Origin of the sequence: Vibrio sp. JPW-9-11-11 (genome assembly GCF_013369335.1) — a bacterium.
Classification (GTDB): Bacteria; Pseudomonadota; Gammaproteobacteria; order Enterobacterales; family Vibrionaceae; genus Vibrio.
The window spans coordinates 357,237-374,215 of the sequence record NZ_SZQJ01000036.1 but is presented as its reverse complement, the minus strand read 5'-3'; the positions used below and the strand labels follow the sequence as shown (position 1 = coordinate 374,215).

Below are 16,979 nucleotides of genomic sequence, written 5' to 3'. Positions count from 1 at the left end.
TTTACTCCGTTCGTTCAAGCGCGAGCAGTTTTGCTTTACGCTCTACGCCTCCCGCATATCCGGTCAGCTTACCGTTTTTGCCGATCACCCGATGACAAGGCACTATGATAGAAATCGGGTTTTTACCATTGGCTAGGCCAACCGCTCTAACCGCTTTTGGCTTGCCTATCGCCTCGGCAATGTCTTGATAACTCCAAGTATGACCAAAGGGTATCTGGGTTAACGCTTGCCAAACCTGCTGTTGAAATGGCGTACCTACCGCGGCTAACGGTAGGGTAAATTGCTGACGTTGCCCTGTAAAGTATTCTTGCAACTCTTGTACCGCTTGAAGAAGAATTGGGTTATCTGGGGCGTAGTCACCCAGTTTTTCAGGTTGAGTGGTGTGAGTTTCAAACCAAGCCCCAAGCAATCCGTGTTCATTAGCTTGAAGCGTCATATCACCTAAAGGTGACGCGTATTCGCAATAGTAATTCATGCATGACTCCAACAGTGGAAAGTAGCGTAGCTCCCCCACGGAGCAACCGATGTAGGGTTAAGCTGAGTAAAGGTCCGTAAGGCTTTCTTCACCACCAGATCCCCATCTAAAAAGCAGTTGGGCTCACTCAAACCACGCAACTTAGCGTAATTGACCGTCCAAGGCCCCACCCCTTTTAGTGCAAGCCATTCGCTGGGATCTTGATGTGGAAATTGAGCAACATGGCGGGCAAAGCGTGCTAATGTCTCTTTGCGACTTTGTGGCATACGCAAAAACGATAGATCCGCGTCGACTAAATCTGTTGGCGTAGGAAAGTGTGTCACCTCATTCGGCTGCAATGTCGCCACTAACAAATTGAGCTGACCAATCGCCGCTTTAATCGACACTTGCTGGCCTAATATTGCTCGAACCCCCGCCTCCCAAGCGCTCCAAACACCGGGAATACGAATCCCCGATCGCTTAACAAGGCCTGGGGCCAAACTCGATAAGTGCTGTTCAATGATCAATACATCGCTGTCTAGATCAAACATTCGCCTTAAGCGGTTGACCAACTCGCGCAATTGACTGACCTGTTCGAGTTGAAATTCAACCCGCATTACGCCGGGCTTGTGGTGAGTCATCGCAAACCAAGCCTGTTGACCATTGAGAACCACACTACGCTGATACGCTTGGTCCGTGACAACTTCTAATCCTTCGATCGCACGTAACCGATAAAAATCAAGCATATGCTGCCAGTCCAATGGGCCACGATAAGCAAGGTCGATCACGTTAGACTGCGCGTGGTGCCGCTCGGCCTTGCGCAGGGCAGACGGCGACATTTTCATCACTTTCTGAAACGCATCGTTAAAACGGCGAACGCTGTTAAAACCGCTAGCTAACGCTATCTCTGTCACCGACAACTGGCTACTGTGTAACAGCTGCTTGGCGAACATTAACTGATAGTACAGCGCATACTGCTTAGGCGACATGCCCAAATATTGATTGAATAACTTGCGTAAATATCGGTCTGATATTCCCAAACGCTGACACAGCTGTTGTAGAGAACAAGTCTGAAGCTCGCCCTGCTCTATCATCCGAATCGCACGAACAAAGGTCACTTCAACCCCTTTCCATGCCCAAGAGTTCGGCGCACTGTCGGGACGACAGCGTAAACAAGGTCGATAACCCGCCAGCAGCGCTTGCGCTTTATCGTGAAAATACTCAACGTTCTCTTCTTTTGGCAAGTTGGCTGGACAAATTGGCCGACAAAATATCCCCGTGGTTTTTACCGCAACATAAAATTGGCCGTCAAAGCGGCTATCGCGCGCAACTCGCGCGGTATGACACTCTTTTTGAGTCAATTTTGCAATAGCGTTGCTCATACGGTTTTCCATTATTGTTCAGAACCTTATTTGCAGTCTAATCACATCAACGCCATTTACTAGCCATTTTCGGAACTAAATTCTATTTGCCAAGTGTGATGCTTGTTCTAAAGTTAGCAATGCAGATCGATAAATAATAAGGAAGTTGGCTATGAACCTGCACTCTTGCACTATTGTGCTTAAAGATCACCTCACCATGACGTGTGATGATGTCGAACAAACGTTAGGCATTATCGACCAACACGGCCCTGCGAACATTGATAAGATTTTGATCGATGCTTTTGATGGTCAGGGAGTACGTTGCTACCACGAATTATCCATCGAAGAATCGATTGAAAGTCTGATGAATCTATAACGCTTGGATTTATGTCTCATAAACAGCCCCGTCGTGGGCTGTTTCTCTGTTATATTATCGGTCAAGCAACTCATTCGAAAAATTTGAATGTTATGCTCAAATTCCAGCCGTTCTTTTGTGACACCCGCCTCCCTATACTAGCTTCAACAGAAACAAAACGGCTCTAACCCAGCCCAACTTCCTAGTGAGGCAGTATTATGAAAAACACTCTTGTGCTTAAATCTAGCATCCTTGGCCCACACTCTCAGTCAACGCAATTGATTGACAAGGTGCTAGAAGGCAAAACAGGCATCATCGAGCGCAACCTGGCAGAAAATCCACTTCCAATTTTAGATATGGATGTGGCAACAGCGCTACGCGGTAGCGACGATCTCTCAGAGCAACAACAAGCCATTCTAGCGCTGTCTAACCAACTTATCGCCGAGCTCAACGCCGCCGATCAAGTCGTGATTGGCGCGCCGATGTACAACTTTATGGTACCCACTCAGTTGAAGAACTGGTTCGATATGATTGCCCGCGCTGGCGTGACCTTCTCTTACACAGAAAACGGCCCTGTCGGCCTGATTGAGAACAAGAAGGTTATCGTTGTGACCACTCGCGGTGGCCTGCACAAAGATTCACCGCGCAACTCTATCGAGAGCTACTTAACGACTATGCTTGGCTTTATCGGTTTAACCGACGTTGAATTTGTCTACGCAGAAGCGCTCAATATGGGCGAAGAGCACGCCCAAACCGCGCGTGAACAAGCCACCCAAGCGTTAAGCGAACTCATTTAACTGTTCACCATGTAAAAAGCCTCGCATCTGCGAGGCTTTTTTGCTTACCAATCACACCTGGACTTACTCGTCGACAGGTAAGTCTGCCATTTGCTGGAAACTAAACGCCGTCACTGGATCAATGGTCTTGACCATCTCCTCAACTTGCTTGATGGCTTCAATTGAACTGCTCGCTTTGCGATAGCTTAAGTAAATAGGACGGCACCAAGCCTGTGCGCCGCTCACTTCGTGCAGTTGTCCGCCCGCGAGGAAAGGCTGCACTAACGACTCAGGAAGATAAGCGCTACCGCCTTTCTCCAAGATAAAATCAAGGGCGATACGCGCATTCGAAGTGCGCAGGTAAGGCGCTGGTATCTTAGGGTGGCGCTCAGCGTGTTCCGAGGCAAATTTCGTTCCCCAGTCGACGTACACATACTTAGCTTCAAATACCGACTCTAAGGAGTCCGGCTGAGTCGAGACTAACGTCAACACGACATCCGCTACTTTCTTACAGTGCAGTTCATCGGCTTTAATCTGATCAAAAGCAAACGCCATATCTAACGTGCGTTCCTGTAAATTTCGGGTCAAGGCTTCTCGGCCCATAATTTCAGCGATAAAGCCGTAACCATCGAACTCGTCGGTGACTAAAGAGAGACAGTTCTGTAAATAGGCATCCCAAACGTTTGGCGTTCCGCCTAATGTCAGTTGCAAGCCTTTACCACTTTCCAATGACAACTCCATCTTAGCTTGCTGCAGTGTACTCACCATTACCTCAGCGTAGCTAATTAAACGCTCGCCTGACGAGGTCAATTTGATGTTATTGCGGTCACGAATAAACAATTGTGTATCGAAGTAACTCTCAAGCTGCTTAATACGCGCACTCACCGCTGCTTGAGTAATGTATAGATTCTCAGCCGCTTTGCCGAAGTGTCTGACCTGCGCCAGCTCTAGAAAGGTTCTAAAGACTTTTACGTCCATTATTTTTCCTCTGCTAACAAGCATTTAAAGGTAGCAAGATGCTCGTTTTTTTTAATCTTCAATTCACGAAAATGTTATCTAAATTCAATAAATATCTTCGATAGTGAGGATAAAAATTTTTTGTTTCTCTTTTGTTAACTTTACGCCTAACTTTCGATCTAGTTCAACCACGTAGGCATAATAGAGGCTACCGAGATGTCAGACACTCAATTTCGTCATGGCAAAAAACGTTTTTACGACAATACGAAATTTCCACGCGGGTTCGCCAAGTCAGGCGATTTTACGCTTGGAGAAGAAGAAATACTAACCCTTTATGGCGACACCATGCTTGGCTTGGAGTCTGGTGAGTTACGGCCTGAAAACGCGGAAGAAAAACACTTCGTCAAAGTGTTAGCTAACCCGGGGAAAGCCAAATCTAAACTTGAGCGTGTCTGGCTCAAATACGTTCAATTGGCGCGTGGACGCAAACGCTTCCATACCTTAAATGGTCGCAGTAAACCCGACGCGAACCTTGAAGAGTATTCTGAAGACGCCAGCCTAGTCGAAGAAGACTGACCAAAATAAAGAGCCCCAATTACGCAAGCGTTTGGGGCTCTTTGTTATTCAACTTATTTGGCCAGCATCGACACTTTTTTTAAGAAGCTATCGCGAAGGTGCTCTTGGTCGTAGTCTAGGTGGTAAGTATTGTGAAATCCCACTTTTAACTCCACACCATTGCCACGCATGTAGACATTGTAACCGTCATAGTCAGAAAAGGCTTCGATACCCTCATAGATCTTACCATGCTCGGTCGGAGTACCATTAGCCATCACCATTTCATAAGCTTGCAGAATTTTGCTGGGGTCAAGTTCGTTTTTCATACGCCACCTTCCTTCTTCCTATATAGAAAAGTATGAACAACAAAGCCCTTTTTCGCCAACTTGCCGCTTTGCGCCACATCAAACTCTAACGATTTGATCTCCTTTGACGCGCTGGTTGTATTGACGCAAGCCGTTAAGCCAAACCGAGTAACACAATTTTCATTATTTCGGTTTTGGTCGCGCCGATAGCTCAATTATTATCAAAAAGTTATCTCGCTAAGGCCCTCATTCGATTGCCGTTTATCAACTTATTGTCTTATTCCACTAAGTTAATAAAAAATATCTCTTTACAACGCTCAGTTATCAGGTACTATCTAGTCTGCTCTGCAATACAGAGTTATTAGTGAAACCGAAAGTCAAAAGTAAATCCTCAGAATTACCGCGTTACCGTTGTTATCCTCAGTGTTTCCCTTAGCTTCACCGTTACATTAAATAGTTCAAATTTTCAGCGCAACTTAAGAAGATTAATTCAATTTATACAAGGGACACATTATGTCTAACAAAACTACTGGTACTGTAAAATGGTTTAACGAAGAGAAAGGTTTCGGCTTCATTTCTCAAGAAAACGGCGGTGCTGACGTATTCGTTCACTTCCGTGCTATCGCTTCTGAAGGTTTCAAAACTCTGAAAGAAGGCCAACAGGTTTCTTTCGAAGTTGAGCAAGGCCAAAAAGGCCCACAAGCTGCAAACGTAGTAGCTCTATAATTTCGAATTGGTGCAAGCCTTTGGCTTGCACCAACTCTTAGCACTTCAGCAACGAATATCCTATCTTTCGAATCTATCATACCCTCGCACCTATCCTCTCTGTGCAATCGTCTATCTAGTTTTCCTAAGACAAATCAACTCGTTTAGTTTTATCAAATCCAATCAATATTTTCATTAAGGCTTAGTATGGCTCGTTCAAACGGTCGTAAGCGTTTTTGGTTTCAAAACACGCGCAATACCAAACACATTCAACAACAATAAGGAGATCTATGACGATCTATTTTCATTTATTCCAAACTAACAAGATTTGGCAAACTGCCCTACATCAGCTCAACAGCGATAGCTTATTACGACAGATAAGGGTCAAAGGCGAGGTTGGTAACGAGGTGTTATCACTGGATTACTGCGAGAAGCGCCAAAAAGGCACCATCCTCAAACAAGATGGGGAAACCATTGGCGAGTTCAGCGTTGTACTAGCCTAAACTCGCCATTTGCTTGGTATAAAAGGGATTACCACATTAAATCATCTGGGACGACAAAATCTGCATACGGATCGTCTTCGGCTGCCAACTCCTCTGCCGGTGCGTTTTGCTCGATTAGAACACTTTCATCACGCAATGCGATTTTCTTTGCCACGCTGCTTGGAATGACTACATACGCGTCATTATGACGAGCAATCGATAGAATCCCCTTCGCCAACTGGTCACGAACTAAAGGTTCAACATAGATGGATTTCACTAAGGTGCCATCGGTAAAGTTATACTTAATATCGCCGTCTTTCTGATCCAGTTTATTCATCTCGACCAGTTGCTTGATCTGCGCTTGAATCTCTTTCGTGAGTCGCTGCTCTTTTTGCTCGATACTCAAGGCTTTATCACGCTCGAGCTGCTGGCGTTTGTTCTCTTCGACCGCCGCCTTCACTTCTCGCGCCTGCACACGTGATTTCTTCGAGCCTTTTTTGGCCTTTTTAAGTTTCTTTTCGTTTACTAAGCCCGCTTTAAGCATTTGCTCTTGAAGGGTCAATTTTGCCATGGGGATTCCATCCGTTATCTCAATCGCTTCAGTTTAACGGTTCACCGCAGGCAAATAAAGCCGAGTATGACGTTAAAAAACACGCAATGATCTCGGCCAGAAATGCCGTGACTGCGCTGTTTATTAAGCAATCGACACGACAAATAGTTTTTGTTAGACACAACCGGTGATTTATCCGTTAATGCGCTCGTTGCGATAACCAAACAGACGGCTCTGTGTCGCGACTGGCGTGGTTTAGAGTGAACTCTAACCCTATTTCTTTCTCTGTTTTTGTGAGATTTGATGTGGAAAACATTTCCAAACTTGATCGTGTTCGCGCGGATTACAACGTAGATTACTGGAGCCAAGGCTTCTATGGTATCGACAACCAAGGTGAGGTGTATGTCTCTCCTCGCAGCGACAATGCGCATCAAGTTCCACTGAGCCATATCGTCGCTAAACTCGAACAGCAGCAACTTAACCTGCCAGTTTTAGTGCGATTTCCGCAAATCTTGCACCAACGTGTGCACGGTATTTGCGAAGCGTTCAACCAAGCGATTGAAGAGTATCAATACCCAAACAACTATCTGTTGGTTTACCCCATTAAGGTTAACCAGCAAAAAGAGGTGGTAGATGAAATTCTCGAGAGCCAAGCTCAGCTTGAGACCAAGCAACTCGGCCTAGAAGCAGGCAGTAAACCTGAACTGTTAGCCGTGCTAGCACTGGCACAAAAGGCCAGTTCGGTGATTGTGTGCAACGGATACAAAGACAGAGAGTACATTCGTCTGGCTCTCATTGGTGAAAAACTGGGGCATAAAGTTTTTATCGTTCTAGAGAAGTTATCTGAACTCGATTTAGTCCTCAACGAAGCGAAAAGCCTCGGCGTAAAACCACGCTTGGGCGTGCGCATCCGCCTTGCTTCACAAGGGGCGGGAAAGTGGCAATCGAGTGGCGGAGAGAAATCGAAATTTGGCTTAGCGGCATCACAAGTCCTGACCGTAATTGAACGCCTAAAACGTGAGCAGCAACTGGATACGCTGCAGTTGGTGCACTTTCATCTCGGATCGCAAATGGCCAACATTCGCGATATCCGTAATGGCGTCAATGAATCGGCACGTTTTTACTGTGAGCTACGCGCGATGGGCGCAGGAATCGAGTTTTTTGATATCGGCGGTGGTCTTGCCGTCGATTACGACGGTACCCGCAGCCAATCCTCTAACTCAATGAACTATGGTTTGATTGAGTATGCACGCAATATTGTCACCACTGTTGGCGATGTGTGTGAGCAATATAAGCAACCTGTGCCAGTCATCATTTCTGAGTCAGGGCGCTCCCTGACTGCGCATCATGCGGTGTTGATCACCAACGTGATTGGCACTGAGGCGTATCATCCTGAAGAGGTCAATGCGCCAAACGATGAGGAACCGACCCTACTGCACAACATGTGGAGCAGTTGGCAAAACTTGCAAAATGGCAGCGATGCGCGTGCGTTGATAGAGATATATAACGACACTCAAAGTGACTTGGCCGAAGTACACAGCCAATTTGCCACTGGCGTTATGAACCTGCAGCAGCGCGCGTGGGCGGAGCAGCTTTCACTGCGTATTTACTTTGAACTCAGCCGCCTAATGAGCAATAAAAACCGTTTTCACCGGCCAATTTTGGACCAGTTGAGCGAGCGCTTGGCCGATAAGTTCTTTGTTAACTTCTCGCTGTTTCAGTCGTTACCGGATGCATGGGGCATCGATCAAGTCTTCCCTGTCTTGCCTTTGTCGGGACTGGAGAACGTTGAAGACCGCCGTGCGGTCATGTTGGATATTACCTGTGATTCGGATGGGGCGATTGAGCAGTATGTGGAAGGCCAAGGCATCGAAACCACACTGCCGGTTCCCGCCTGGACCAAAGATCAAGAGTACTTAATGGGCTTTTTCCTAGTGGGCGCCTACCAGGAGATCTTGGGCGACATGCACAACTTGTTTGGCGATACGCACAGCGCCGTCGTCACGGTGGATAGTCACGGTGAAGCCAACATTGAGCGGATTGATGAGGGCGACAGCGTGGAAGATATGATGCGCTATGTTCACATCGACGTAGAGAAAATCCGCCTGAACTATCGCGAGCTTGTCTCAGAGCGTGTAAATGCCGATGAACAAGCGTCGATTTTGGCAGAACTAGAAGGCGGTCTGACCGGTTACACCTACTTAGAGGATTTCTAAATGAATGATTTGTTTACTAAGACTGATTATTCGCTCTACTCAAACTCAATGAGTTTTTTGCGCAGACCGTATCTGCGCAACCCGGTCTCAGCCGATGCGGACTTGGTGGTGTTGGGCGTACCATTAGATATGGCGACTTCGGGTCGCCCCGGCGCTCGTATGGGACCGGATGCTATCCGCCGTGCTTCGGTTAATTTGGCTTGGGAAGGTAAGAAGTTCCCTTGGGATTTCAATGTGTTTGAACGTGCCAAAGTCATTGATGCTGGCGATCTGGTGTTTGATTGTGGCGACGCCGAGGACTTTACTTATCGCTTAGAGGCGGCAACCAGTGAAATCTTAAAAAGTGGTAAAACCATGCTTGCGCTCGGTGGAGACCACTTTATCACCTTGCCTATTTTACGGGCCTACGCCAAATATCATGGTGAAATGGCACTGGTGCACTTCGACGCCCACACCGACACTTACGCTAATGGCAGCAGTTACGATCATGGCACTATGTTTTACCATGCGCCGAATGAAGGGTTAATATCACCGAAACATTCGGTACAAGTTGGTATTCGCACTGAATATAAACAGCAAGATCATGGCTTCAATGTGATTAACGCTATGCAAGCCAATGACCTAGCGCCAGAAGAAATCGTGATGCAAATTCGCGACATTGTTGGCGACAAACCAGTGTATGTGACCTTTGATATCGACTGTCTTGACCCCGCGTTTGCACCGGGTACAGGCACGCCTGTATGCGGCGGATTAAACTCAGATAAAGTACTGAAGATCATTCGCGGCTTGGCCGGCATCAACATCGTAGGTATGGATGTTGTCGAAGTGTCACCGCCTTATGATCACAGTGATGTCACTGCCCTCGCCGGTGCGACCATCGCCCTAGAACTCATGTACGCCTGGGCCGCCCATCGCGACAGTGAGTAAATCCACCAAGCTGACGCCAACACCAACGAGAAATTTGTTGTGATTGAGGATAACGTCAGCTTGTTCTTTTCTGGCCACGAAACTGTTGCGGTGTTAAACCTGTTAAGCGTTTAAAGCTGCGCCTAAAGTTAGCCGCCTCACTGTATCCAAGGCGAAAGCCGATCTCTTCAACCGTGAGCTGAGTAGCGAGCAAAAACTCTTTGGCTAAATCGCTACGCGCTTCATCCACCAACTTGTGATAGCTAGTATTGTGGGCCCTTAAACGCCGGCGAAGCGTACTCTCAGAGCAGCCATATTGCTGCGCAATGTGCGTCAGGTTTGGACATTGACCACCACTTTGATACAGCATAGTTTTGATTTGATTTGGCAGCCAATGAGGCGATTCAAGCGTTTCACACACCGCTGAACAGGAGTGAAGGTAGCGCTGTAATTGGGTGGTATCTTGGTTCTTGACTGGTAGAGCGAGCAAACTCGCATCAAAACTGAGCGATAAGCACGCTTGTTCAAACTCTAACTGATCACCAAATCGCTGAGAGTAGTGATCGACATAATCCGGTGCCACATAAGGAAAGGTCAGGTGGGCGTCGCGCAGATCCGAGCCCGTAAGTTCAGCAAACAACGCCATTAACGCGCTTAAGAAAAACTCACTGCAAAATGGCAGCAGTTCACCGATATCGAGCACATTGTCCATGACTATCGAAGCTCGACCTTGCTCCACCGATAACTCAACAGAAAACAGCGGACCATTGAGACCAAGGTACTTCAAGCCTATGCTTAACGCCTGCTCGACATTGGCACTGCTGAGCACCGCAAACCCCAACATACCAAAATGATTCAAGGTCGCTCTCTCACCACATTTCAGCCCTAAGCCATACCCGTCAAACGCTTGATTTACCGCCTGAAACAACATCAATTTATCGGCATACGTTATTTGAGCGTGTTGACTAAACCATTCTCGTTCAGCCAAACCTAGCGTGTTGAGCAAATGTTCAGTGTCAATTTCCAGCTGTTCAGCGACCTCCAGCATGAGCGCGACATCCATCACTCCAAGTTGGTGACGGTGATTCGTCGGCAAATAGTGCGCAATCGTCGCCATCCTTCCCCCTTTACCTACCATATGACTCGGCCAATAAGTGATCTATCTTACCAAATTGACTGATATTGACCTGATTGAGTTCGTCTTTTTCCTCCACACTAATCGAAGTGTTAATTAAATGTAAACGATAATTATGTCTACTCCCTCCCAGATTGAGTGCGTTATTAACGCCGAAGGAGCGCCAACATTTGGCTATTATGATGCGATCCCTCAAAGTCTCGGCGTGGACCATTTTGATTATCGAGATGGGATGGACAAGCGTGCCAGCCGTTTCGCCAAATACTTTCATTACAAGCAGTTTCAGTTTGTCAGCGTGTTCACCGACCGTTATGTGATAGGGGTTGCTCTGGCGGATATTCGCTATCTAGTCTCAGGGTTTTGTTACGTCTATGATAAGCACAATGACACTTTGGTTGAACAGAATTGGCTTAGGCCATTCAGCATAACCAGCCACATGTCGGCGTCTAGCTTTGACGGCACCAGCTCAATAGCCGGTGGCGCAATCCGATTTGATATTCACCAAGGGGTGTGGCGAGTGGGTGTAAACGCGCCCCAGGTACAATGTGACATACTCATAAAACCACCGACAACACACCAACCACTCGCACTGTGCACACCGACTGGCTACTCCGGCTGGACCTATACCCAAAAGCACAATGCGCTAGCGGTAGGCGGTCAATTGCGAATACAAGGTAAGGAAGTCGATCTAAGTCAAGCTAGGGCTGGCTACGACTTTTCCGCTGGATACATGCGCCGAGAGACCAGCTGGCGATGGGCGAGTATTAGTGCCACCTGCGATGCGGTTTCACTGGGACTCAACCTTGCGGCTGGGGTTAACGAGACCGGAGGCAGTGAAAACACCTTGTGGATCGATGGTCGCAGACACTTACTCTCGCCAGTGCACTTTCACTACAAGCGCGATGAACGTCACCAGCCTTGGCGTATCACCAGTCAGGATGGTCGCATCGACCTTACTTTTGTCCCCCTAAATCTGCGCAGTGAAAAACTCAACCTTGGCGTGTTAAAAAGTAATTTTCGCCAGTTTATTGGCCACTTTAGTGGTGAGATCACCGACAGTGACGGAATAACTCATCACCTTGATCACGTTGTCGGCCTAACAGAAGACCACTTTGCTAAATGGTAACCTTGTTACGAGTCAATTAGATATGGATATAACGACGCTCATCGACCACCCAGAGTGGCTACTTATACTTCTTGCCCCGCTGTTCATCACCCTTATGCTCGCTGAGTACTGGTTTGGTCAAAAGCGGGGCAGATTGCCCAGTAATTCTGCTTACCAATGGCAAGAAGTGCTGTGTAATTTCACCCTAGCAGCAATGCACCAACTCGCCGACCTTGTGACTGGCTTACTGATCGTTAAACTTTATTTATGGCTATTTGGCTGGCGCTGGTTTGAGATTGAGATGACGATTAGCAGCTTTTTACTGTTGCTGGTATTGCAAGATTTTTGCTATTACTGGTTCCATCGCGCCAGTCATCGCACTCGCTGGATGTGGGCTGCGCATGTTGCCCACCACAGCTCTGAACGCATGAACTTCAGTACCGCTTTTCGCCAAAGCATGATGTACCCCATCGCAGGCATGTGGCTATTTTGGCTACCGCTGGTGATCTTAGGTTTCGAGCCGAAATGGGTTATTTTCGCTGTGTTGCTTAATCTTGGCCTACAGTTTTTTGTTCATACCCAGTGGGTACGTTCACTCGGCTGGCTAGAGTGGGTGTTCAACACGCCGTCTCACCACCGTGTCCACCATGGCCGCAACCCTCAATATATTGATAAAAACTACGCTGGTGTGTTGATCATTTGGGACCGCTTGTTTGGTACTTTCGAGCCTGAGCTAGAGCCCGTGCGCTATGGCGTCACCAAACCAGTCGAGAGTTATAACCCGTTGGTGGTCACCTTTAGCGAATGGCAGCGCTTGTTGATGGATATTCGTGCACAAGGGCTATCGTGGCGCCAGCGCCTACGGCTCCTTTTTTCTCCCCCTAGAGATGAGTCCTAACAAAGAGGCTGCAATCAAAGCAGCCTCTAATGCATGTGCATGCATAATCTTGGCGGTGCAACTGACACAATGGAGTAACAAGTGCAAAATACGGTTATCGACACCTTAATTGAACGAGAGTATTACCATTGATTAACGGATTGGACTCAAGACCCATTTAACGGCTTTCAAAAACAACCTGATTGAAGTCGATCCAGCCATTAGTAAGAAGATCCATCGCATTCACTTTATGAGATATTCTCATGTCTTGTGCACATTGAAACAGAGGAAGATAAATCGCTTTTCGAATCAATTCGCGTTCAATTCGCTGATAACCTTGAACACGCTTGCTTTCATCTGATTGAGCCAAACTATCAAATACTTGTTGCTCGAACCAAGGCTTTGATTGCCTGTTCAGACTCGCCGTCACGGTGTTTGTGCACAACAACCATCCGAGCCAAGAACTCTCTTTATGTTCACCAAACACCTCACCAGATACAATAATATCCGCTTTCGATTGTCGCTCTACTTGATCAAATTCAGGGTATGGCAGCACGGTAAGCTTTGAGTCTAAACCATGCTTACACAGTAGCTCAGTGATATTTTCACCAGCTTCAATATGCCCAGGCAGCTGATAAGTTAACACCTCAAGCGGCACCTGATTTACGGAAGACAAATCCACTTCTTTGCCTAATTTAAAGGGCTTAAGGCTTGTCATACCTGAGGCTCGGCGATAAATCATAGTGTCTCTCACACCGTTCATCGGCAAAGAGCGCAGCAACTGTTGGATGTATCGACGATGTTTTGTCAACTTCATCCATCCGTTGTTTGTACTGTTTAAACAGACGTAGATACAGCCCTCTTCCCACTGCTGTACCTGTTGGAACTCATCGGTAATGTCCGGAGCTGAGCTGCCATGCACAATATCGCAATGCATTTGAAAGTCTTTTGCAGATAAGCCCATGTTCCAGATTTCTACGCCATCTAACCAAGGTCGATAACCATGATAATGAGTGGAAGCAGTCAGTAGCGTTCGGTAGTTGGTTTGCTCTGCCAATCGAAACACTCCACTTCCGACTATCGAGCCGTCACTGTTCAACTTGGAAACCGACAACGCACCATGCGCCATCAACCTTGGCAGATAGTGAGACAAACGTTTGGAACGAATTCGTAAATTGTACTCGTCAACCACAGAAAACTCATCAATGAGTATAAACAAACCTCGACTCACCGAGTTTGACGAGATGATCGACTCATAGGCTTCCTTCACATCAAATGCAGTAAGTGCTGAGCCGTCCCAGAACTTAAGTGATTTACGCAATCGAATCTTCAGCGTATCACCTGTATGCTCCCAAGTTTGCGCTAGATCCCCCTCCAACTGGCCTGTGTCCCTATTGAAACGCAACAGTTTGGCATAAAGGTAATCCGCAATATGTTGCTCAGTGCGCCTTGATATTTCATAGGGGAGCAAGCTATGTGTCGCTCGATAAAAAGGGATTTGGAGAACGTCTTGATCGTTATCTTGCTGTTGATATTGACTAACAAACTCGGCAATAAACTGACCACGATCTACGCTTCTGATTAGCTTCAGTGCCTGTTCGGCTTTTCCATCATTCATCCAAAGCTTAGCTTGTACGCTTAATGTGGTATCTACCGACTCTTTAAGGAGAAGCTGAGGCAAATTACCTCTGCCAACACCCGACTTCCAATCAATGATCGACTCGTCCACCAGCCTTTTGATAACCAGCTGAGCATTGCGACGTGTGCAGTTCAACGCTTTCGATACATCATCTAATGAAATCGGTGTCCATCGACCTATCTCAAACCCAAAGTCTCGCAAAAATACCAAAGCTAACCAATAGCGCATAAAGGTGAAATTCCAAAATTATATTTCTATTTTTCTTCATCTTTTATTTTCAAATAATAGCCGCGTTACCAAAAATAAAAAGGACATTTAGATGAATACGTTAGCTGAGTCTCATGGCTCCATCTGGAAGAATAAAACCTTCGTTACCCTGTTTAGCAGTGCTCTGTTTGTGAGCTTTGCGAGCCAAATCTACACACTTGCATTACCCTTGTTGGTGTATGAACTGACCCAATCTTCCGAGTGGATGGGTTGGATGAGAGCCGTTGAGTTTCTACCCAATCTATTACTGGCTCTTTTTATTGGCGTGTGGGTCGATCGCAGTGATAAAAAGCGGTGGTCGCTGGCGATGTTACTCGGTCAAGCGGGAACGGTGTTCACTTCCTTCCTCGCAGTTGAATTCCTTGAAGCTCCAATTTGGGTTCTGTTCCCGTGCGCGTTCTTAATGATGGCATTCAACTACGGCTACCATAATGCGCGGATGTCGATTCAAAAAAGCGCGCTTTCACATGACACTCAGAACGTAGCGACAGCTCGAATGAGCTCCTTGGGCAGTTTTATGGAAACCGTAGGGCCGGTGCTCTCGGGAGCCATCATGTTATTGGCGACCATTCATAACGTCTTTATCGGCGTAGCGATTTTGATGTTACTGGCTTTTTGGCAAGTCAAAAGACTCGACGTAAAAACCCCTATCAACAAAGACGAACAAAGCACTTTCAGCGCCATAAAAGACGGATGGCAAGCACTACGTAATGAACAGAACATGTGGCTAATCACCCTTGCTGTAATGGTCATTAACACAACAGGCGCGGTATTTTGGATCCAATCTATCTATTATGCCAAAGCAGATTTAGGGTTGAATGCTGTAGGAGTGAGTTATCTGATTGTCGCTTCTGGTCTTGGTGGTCTCATTGGTGCATTCAGTGCCGATAAACTGCGTAAGAAATGGGGGCTGGGATGGCTTCTCATTATCTCAATTGCACTTGAATCGATCGGGTTTGTTATTCCACTGGTAATGGAGAATCAAACCGCACTTATTGCTGGGTTCTTTTGGATATCCGCTGTGGGTTTATATAGCAGCATCTGTATCTGGAGTTACCGTCAAGAAGCTTTTGATATCAGCGTTCTCGGCCGAGTAAACGGGATAACGGGTTCGCTCTTCAAACTTCTAATGCCATTTGGCCTCGCTGGTTCAGGCTATCTAACTTCATTGGTTGGGATTGAGTGGTTGTTCGTCGGGTGCTTTGCCACACAGCTACTAACAGCATTTTGGTTAATGACGACTAGCGTCCGTTCTATTCGTTAATAGCAAAAAAGATGATGTACAAAAACAATACATTCATTCGATGATAAAGTTGAACGTCATCGTTGGTGGCAATAGACATGACCTGCACGAACAAAACGGGGCATTAAACTTAGCTACTCCCCATACTTTTTAGTTAGCTATAAATTGCTAATTTAGGGGGGCTGTAGCTCATTTGTGTCCAGAACTTTCACAGATGGCACTTCGTAACTCAGAAGTGCCCCATCACCAGTCAGAATTAACAGAATGTTAACATGTATTTGCCCTACTAAAAGTAATCCCTTGTCTGTTGGATATTTGCAAGGCAAACTGCTGGGCAAAAGTTCGAAAACACTCTGAGTGTCTAAAATCGCCATATTTTTCGAAACTAGGGATTTTATATCATTGGCTTTTCGGTTTCGGTTTCGGTGGCTGAAAGTTTGGGATAATTTGAAAACCATTTGGACATAGCTATGCCTGTACTCTTACCAGAGTACTAGCGGCAGAAGTTTCATAATTTCTGTTGCGCTGCGCTGACAAACCGATAAGAACATAAATCGATATCTACTTAGCCATCTTTACATACCTTTACATCACATGACGTTATCTTACTTACATTAGTATATTCTTAAATAGTGAAACAAAGAGAAGGAAAACGTCATGAAAATCAAAAGCACGATAATCGCGTTACTCGGTATCGTTATTGCCTTCGGAGCAATGGCTGGTGGAATGAATAAAGGCATGAATAACAATATGTCACGCCCAGTATTTTCACAGTTTGATCTCGATGGTGATGGCAAGATAACCGAAGCCGAGTTCAATCAAGCACGCTCAGAACGTATTGCCCAGCGAGCAGAAGAGGGACGTACGTTGAAAAATATCAATCAAAGCCACAGTTTTGCTTCGTTAGATAGCAACGCGGATCGCGCTATCTCTCAACAAGAGTTTAATGCTCATCAAGGCATGGTGAACCCCAAAAATACCATGGGCAAAGGCAAAAACAATCAGTAGCTCAATTCAATCAGGCCTCCATTTGTGAGGCCTGACTTATTTTGAGATCAAGGAAGCAAATCCGCTTATGTTGGTGTGCTACC

At 46.4% G+C, this 16,979-nt stretch carries 18 protein-coding genes; 11 read left to right on the top strand and 7 right to left on the bottom strand.

Annotated elements, in window-relative coordinates; all coding sequences use genetic code 11:
- Position 1 precedes the first annotated feature (1 nt).
- Both FCU94_RS17545 and FCU94_RS17540 read right to left on the bottom strand, forming a co-directional pair.
- The gene (locus FCU94_RS17545; RefSeq protein ID WP_176289760.1) at positions 2-475 is read right to left on the bottom strand and encodes a methylated-DNA--[protein]-cysteine S-methyltransferase; all 474 of its coding nucleotides are present in this window, start codon (positions 473-475) and stop codon (positions 2-4) included.
- Complete coding sequence (locus tag FCU94_RS17540) at positions 472-1,836, bottom strand: DNA-3-methyladenine glycosylase 2 family protein (protein WP_176289759.1); 1,365 nt, start codon at positions 1,834-1,836, stop codon at positions 472-474. The genes FCU94_RS17545 and FCU94_RS17540 overlap by 4 nt, the downstream gene beginning before the upstream one ends.
- A gap of 151 nt (positions 1,837-1,987) precedes the next feature.
- Between FCU94_RS17540 and FCU94_RS17535 the strand changes: the two genes are divergently transcribed.
- Positions 1,988-2,191, top strand: a complete 204-nt coding sequence (locus FCU94_RS17535; protein WP_176289758.1) for a hypothetical protein — start codon at positions 1,988-1,990, stop codon at positions 2,189-2,191.
- A gap of 197 nt (positions 2,192-2,388) precedes the next feature.
- Positions 2,389-2,967, top strand: coding sequence for an FMN-dependent NADH-azoreductase (locus tag FCU94_RS17530; RefSeq protein ID WP_176289757.1), 579 nt, complete (start codon positions 2,389-2,391; stop codon positions 2,965-2,967).
- Between the two features lie 63 nt (positions 2,968-3,030).
- On the opposite strand, the gene FCU94_RS17525 is transcribed toward FCU94_RS17530, so the two are convergent.
- Positions 3,031-3,924, bottom strand: coding sequence for a LysR family transcriptional regulator (locus tag FCU94_RS17525; protein ID WP_176289756.1), 894 nt, complete (start codon positions 3,922-3,924; stop codon positions 3,031-3,033).
- Between the two features lie 195 nt (positions 3,925-4,119).
- On the opposite strand from FCU94_RS17525, the gene FCU94_RS17520 reads away from it, so the two are divergent.
- Positions 4,120-4,479 (top strand): DUF413 domain-containing protein, encoded by a 360-nt coding sequence (locus FCU94_RS17520; RefSeq protein ID WP_176289755.1) that lies wholly within the window; start codon positions 4,120-4,122, stop codon positions 4,477-4,479.
- Between the two features lie 53 nt (positions 4,480-4,532).
- On the opposite strand, the gene FCU94_RS17515 is transcribed toward FCU94_RS17520, so the two are convergent.
- Entirely contained in the window at positions 4,533-4,784 is a 252-nt protein-coding gene (locus FCU94_RS17515; protein ID WP_176289754.1) for a DUF3081 domain-containing protein, read from the bottom strand.
- Positions 4,785-5,276: 492 nt separating this feature from the next.
- On the opposite strand from FCU94_RS17515, the gene cspE reads away from it, so the two are divergent.
- Positions 5,277-5,489 (top strand): transcription antiterminator/RNA stability regulator CspE, encoded by a 213-nt coding sequence (cspE, locus tag FCU94_RS17510; protein WP_176289753.1) that lies wholly within the window; start codon positions 5,277-5,279, stop codon positions 5,487-5,489.
- A 269-nt stretch (positions 5,490-5,758) separates the two neighbouring features.
- Positions 5,759-5,971: a hypothetical protein gene (locus tag FCU94_RS17505; protein ID WP_176289752.1), complete on the top strand. Its 213-nt coding sequence runs from the start codon at positions 5,759-5,761 to the stop codon at positions 5,969-5,971.
- A gap of 28 nt (positions 5,972-5,999) precedes the next feature.
- Here FCU94_RS17505 and FCU94_RS17500 read toward each other — a convergent pair whose 3' ends face one another.
- Positions 6,000-6,521 (bottom strand): DUF2058 domain-containing protein, encoded by a 522-nt coding sequence (locus tag FCU94_RS17500; protein ID WP_176289751.1) that lies wholly within the window; start codon positions 6,519-6,521, stop codon positions 6,000-6,002.
- A gap of 284 nt (positions 6,522-6,805) precedes the next feature.
- On the opposite strand from FCU94_RS17500, the gene speA reads away from it, so the two are divergent.
- Together speA and speB are read left to right on the top strand one after the other, a co-directional pair.
- On the top strand, positions 6,806-8,716 hold the full coding sequence (gene speA, locus FCU94_RS17495; RefSeq protein ID WP_369597270.1) for an arginine decarboxylase: 1,911 nt from the start codon (positions 6,806-6,808) through the stop codon (positions 8,714-8,716).
- Positions 8,717-9,643: an agmatinase gene (gene speB / locus FCU94_RS17490; RefSeq protein WP_176289750.1), complete on the top strand. Its 927-nt coding sequence runs from the start codon at positions 8,717-8,719 to the stop codon at positions 9,641-9,643.
- 55 nt (positions 9,644-9,698) lie between these two features.
- On the opposite strand, the gene FCU94_RS17485 is transcribed toward speB, so the two are convergent.
- Positions 9,699-10,739, bottom strand: a complete 1,041-nt coding sequence (locus FCU94_RS17485) for an AraC family transcriptional regulator (protein ID WP_176289749.1) — start codon at positions 10,737-10,739, stop codon at positions 9,699-9,701.
- A gap of 130 nt (positions 10,740-10,869) precedes the next feature.
- Between FCU94_RS17485 and FCU94_RS17480 the strand changes: the two genes are divergently transcribed.
- The gene (locus FCU94_RS17480; RefSeq protein WP_441351755.1) at positions 10,870-11,883 is read left to right on the top strand and encodes a DUF2804 domain-containing protein; all 1,014 of its coding nucleotides are present in this window, start codon (positions 10,870-10,872) and stop codon (positions 11,881-11,883) included.
- A 22-nt stretch (positions 11,884-11,905) separates the two neighbouring features.
- Entirely contained in the window at positions 11,906-12,760 is an 855-nt protein-coding gene (locus FCU94_RS17475) for a sterol desaturase family protein (protein ID WP_176289747.1), read from the top strand.
- A 157-nt stretch (positions 12,761-12,917) separates the two neighbouring features.
- Here FCU94_RS17475 and FCU94_RS17470 read toward each other — a convergent pair whose 3' ends face one another.
- Entirely contained in the window at positions 12,918-14,606 is a 1,689-nt protein-coding gene (locus FCU94_RS17470) for an ABC transporter substrate-binding protein (protein WP_176289746.1), read from the bottom strand.
- A 91-nt stretch (positions 14,607-14,697) separates the two neighbouring features.
- Between FCU94_RS17470 and FCU94_RS17465 the strand changes: the two genes are divergently transcribed.
- Positions 14,698-15,909 (top strand): MFS transporter, encoded by a 1,212-nt coding sequence (locus FCU94_RS17465; protein WP_176289745.1) that lies wholly within the window; start codon positions 14,698-14,700, stop codon positions 15,907-15,909.
- A 636-nt stretch (positions 15,910-16,545) separates the two neighbouring features.
- The gene (locus FCU94_RS17460) at positions 16,546-16,896 is read left to right on the top strand and encodes an EF-hand domain-containing protein (RefSeq protein ID WP_017059884.1); all 351 of its coding nucleotides are present in this window, start codon (positions 16,546-16,548) and stop codon (positions 16,894-16,896) included.
- Positions 16,897-16,979: the final 83 nt, after the last annotated feature.

What these genes read in the sequence shown, in the direction of transcription:
- FCU94_RS17470 (WP_176289746.1), bottom strand. Translation starts at nt 14,606, where the DNA reads ATGCGCTATTGGTTAGCTTTGGTATTTTTGCGAGACTTTGGGTTTGAG.
- cspE (WP_176289753.1), top strand. Translation starts at nt 5,277, where the DNA reads ATGTCTAACAAAACTACTGGTACTGTAAAATGGTTTAACGAAGAGAAA.
- FCU94_RS17485 (WP_176289749.1), bottom strand. Translation starts at nt 10,739, where the DNA reads ATGGCGACGATTGCGCACTATTTGCCGACGAATCACCGTCACCAACTT.
- FCU94_RS17540 (WP_176289759.1), bottom strand. Translation starts at nt 1,836, where the DNA reads ATGAGCAACGCTATTGCAAAATTGACTCAAAAAGAGTGTCATACCGCG.
- FCU94_RS17520 (WP_176289755.1), top strand. Translation starts at nt 4,120, where the DNA reads ATGTCAGACACTCAATTTCGTCATGGCAAAAAACGTTTTTACGACAAT.
- FCU94_RS17460 (WP_017059884.1), top strand. Translation starts at nt 16,546, where the DNA reads ATGAAAATCAAAAGCACGATAATCGCGTTACTCGGTATCGTTATTGCC.
- FCU94_RS17530 (WP_176289757.1), top strand. Translation starts at nt 2,389, where the DNA reads ATGAAAAACACTCTTGTGCTTAAATCTAGCATCCTTGGCCCACACTCT.
- FCU94_RS17475 (WP_176289747.1), top strand. Translation starts at nt 11,906, where the DNA reads ATGGATATAACGACGCTCATCGACCACCCAGAGTGGCTACTTATACTT.
- FCU94_RS17465 (WP_176289745.1), top strand. Translation starts at nt 14,698, where the DNA reads ATGAATACGTTAGCTGAGTCTCATGGCTCCATCTGGAAGAATAAAACC.
- FCU94_RS17500 (WP_176289751.1), bottom strand. Translation starts at nt 6,521, where the DNA reads ATGGCAAAATTGACCCTTCAAGAGCAAATGCTTAAAGCGGGCTTAGTA.
- FCU94_RS17515 (WP_176289754.1), bottom strand. Translation starts at nt 4,784, where the DNA reads ATGAAAAACGAACTTGACCCCAGCAAAATTCTGCAAGCTTATGAAATG.
- FCU94_RS17535 (WP_176289758.1), top strand. Translation starts at nt 1,988, where the DNA reads ATGAACCTGCACTCTTGCACTATTGTGCTTAAAGATCACCTCACCATG.
- FCU94_RS17505 (WP_176289752.1), top strand. Translation starts at nt 5,759, where the DNA reads ATGACGATCTATTTTCATTTATTCCAAACTAACAAGATTTGGCAAACT.
- speB (WP_176289750.1), top strand. Translation starts at nt 8,717, where the DNA reads ATGAATGATTTGTTTACTAAGACTGATTATTCGCTCTACTCAAACTCA.
- FCU94_RS17525 (WP_176289756.1), bottom strand. Translation starts at nt 3,924, where the DNA reads ATGGACGTAAAAGTCTTTAGAACCTTTCTAGAGCTGGCGCAGGTCAGA.
- FCU94_RS17545 (WP_176289760.1), bottom strand. Translation starts at nt 475, where the DNA reads ATGAATTACTATTGCGAATACGCGTCACCTTTAGGTGATATGACGCTT.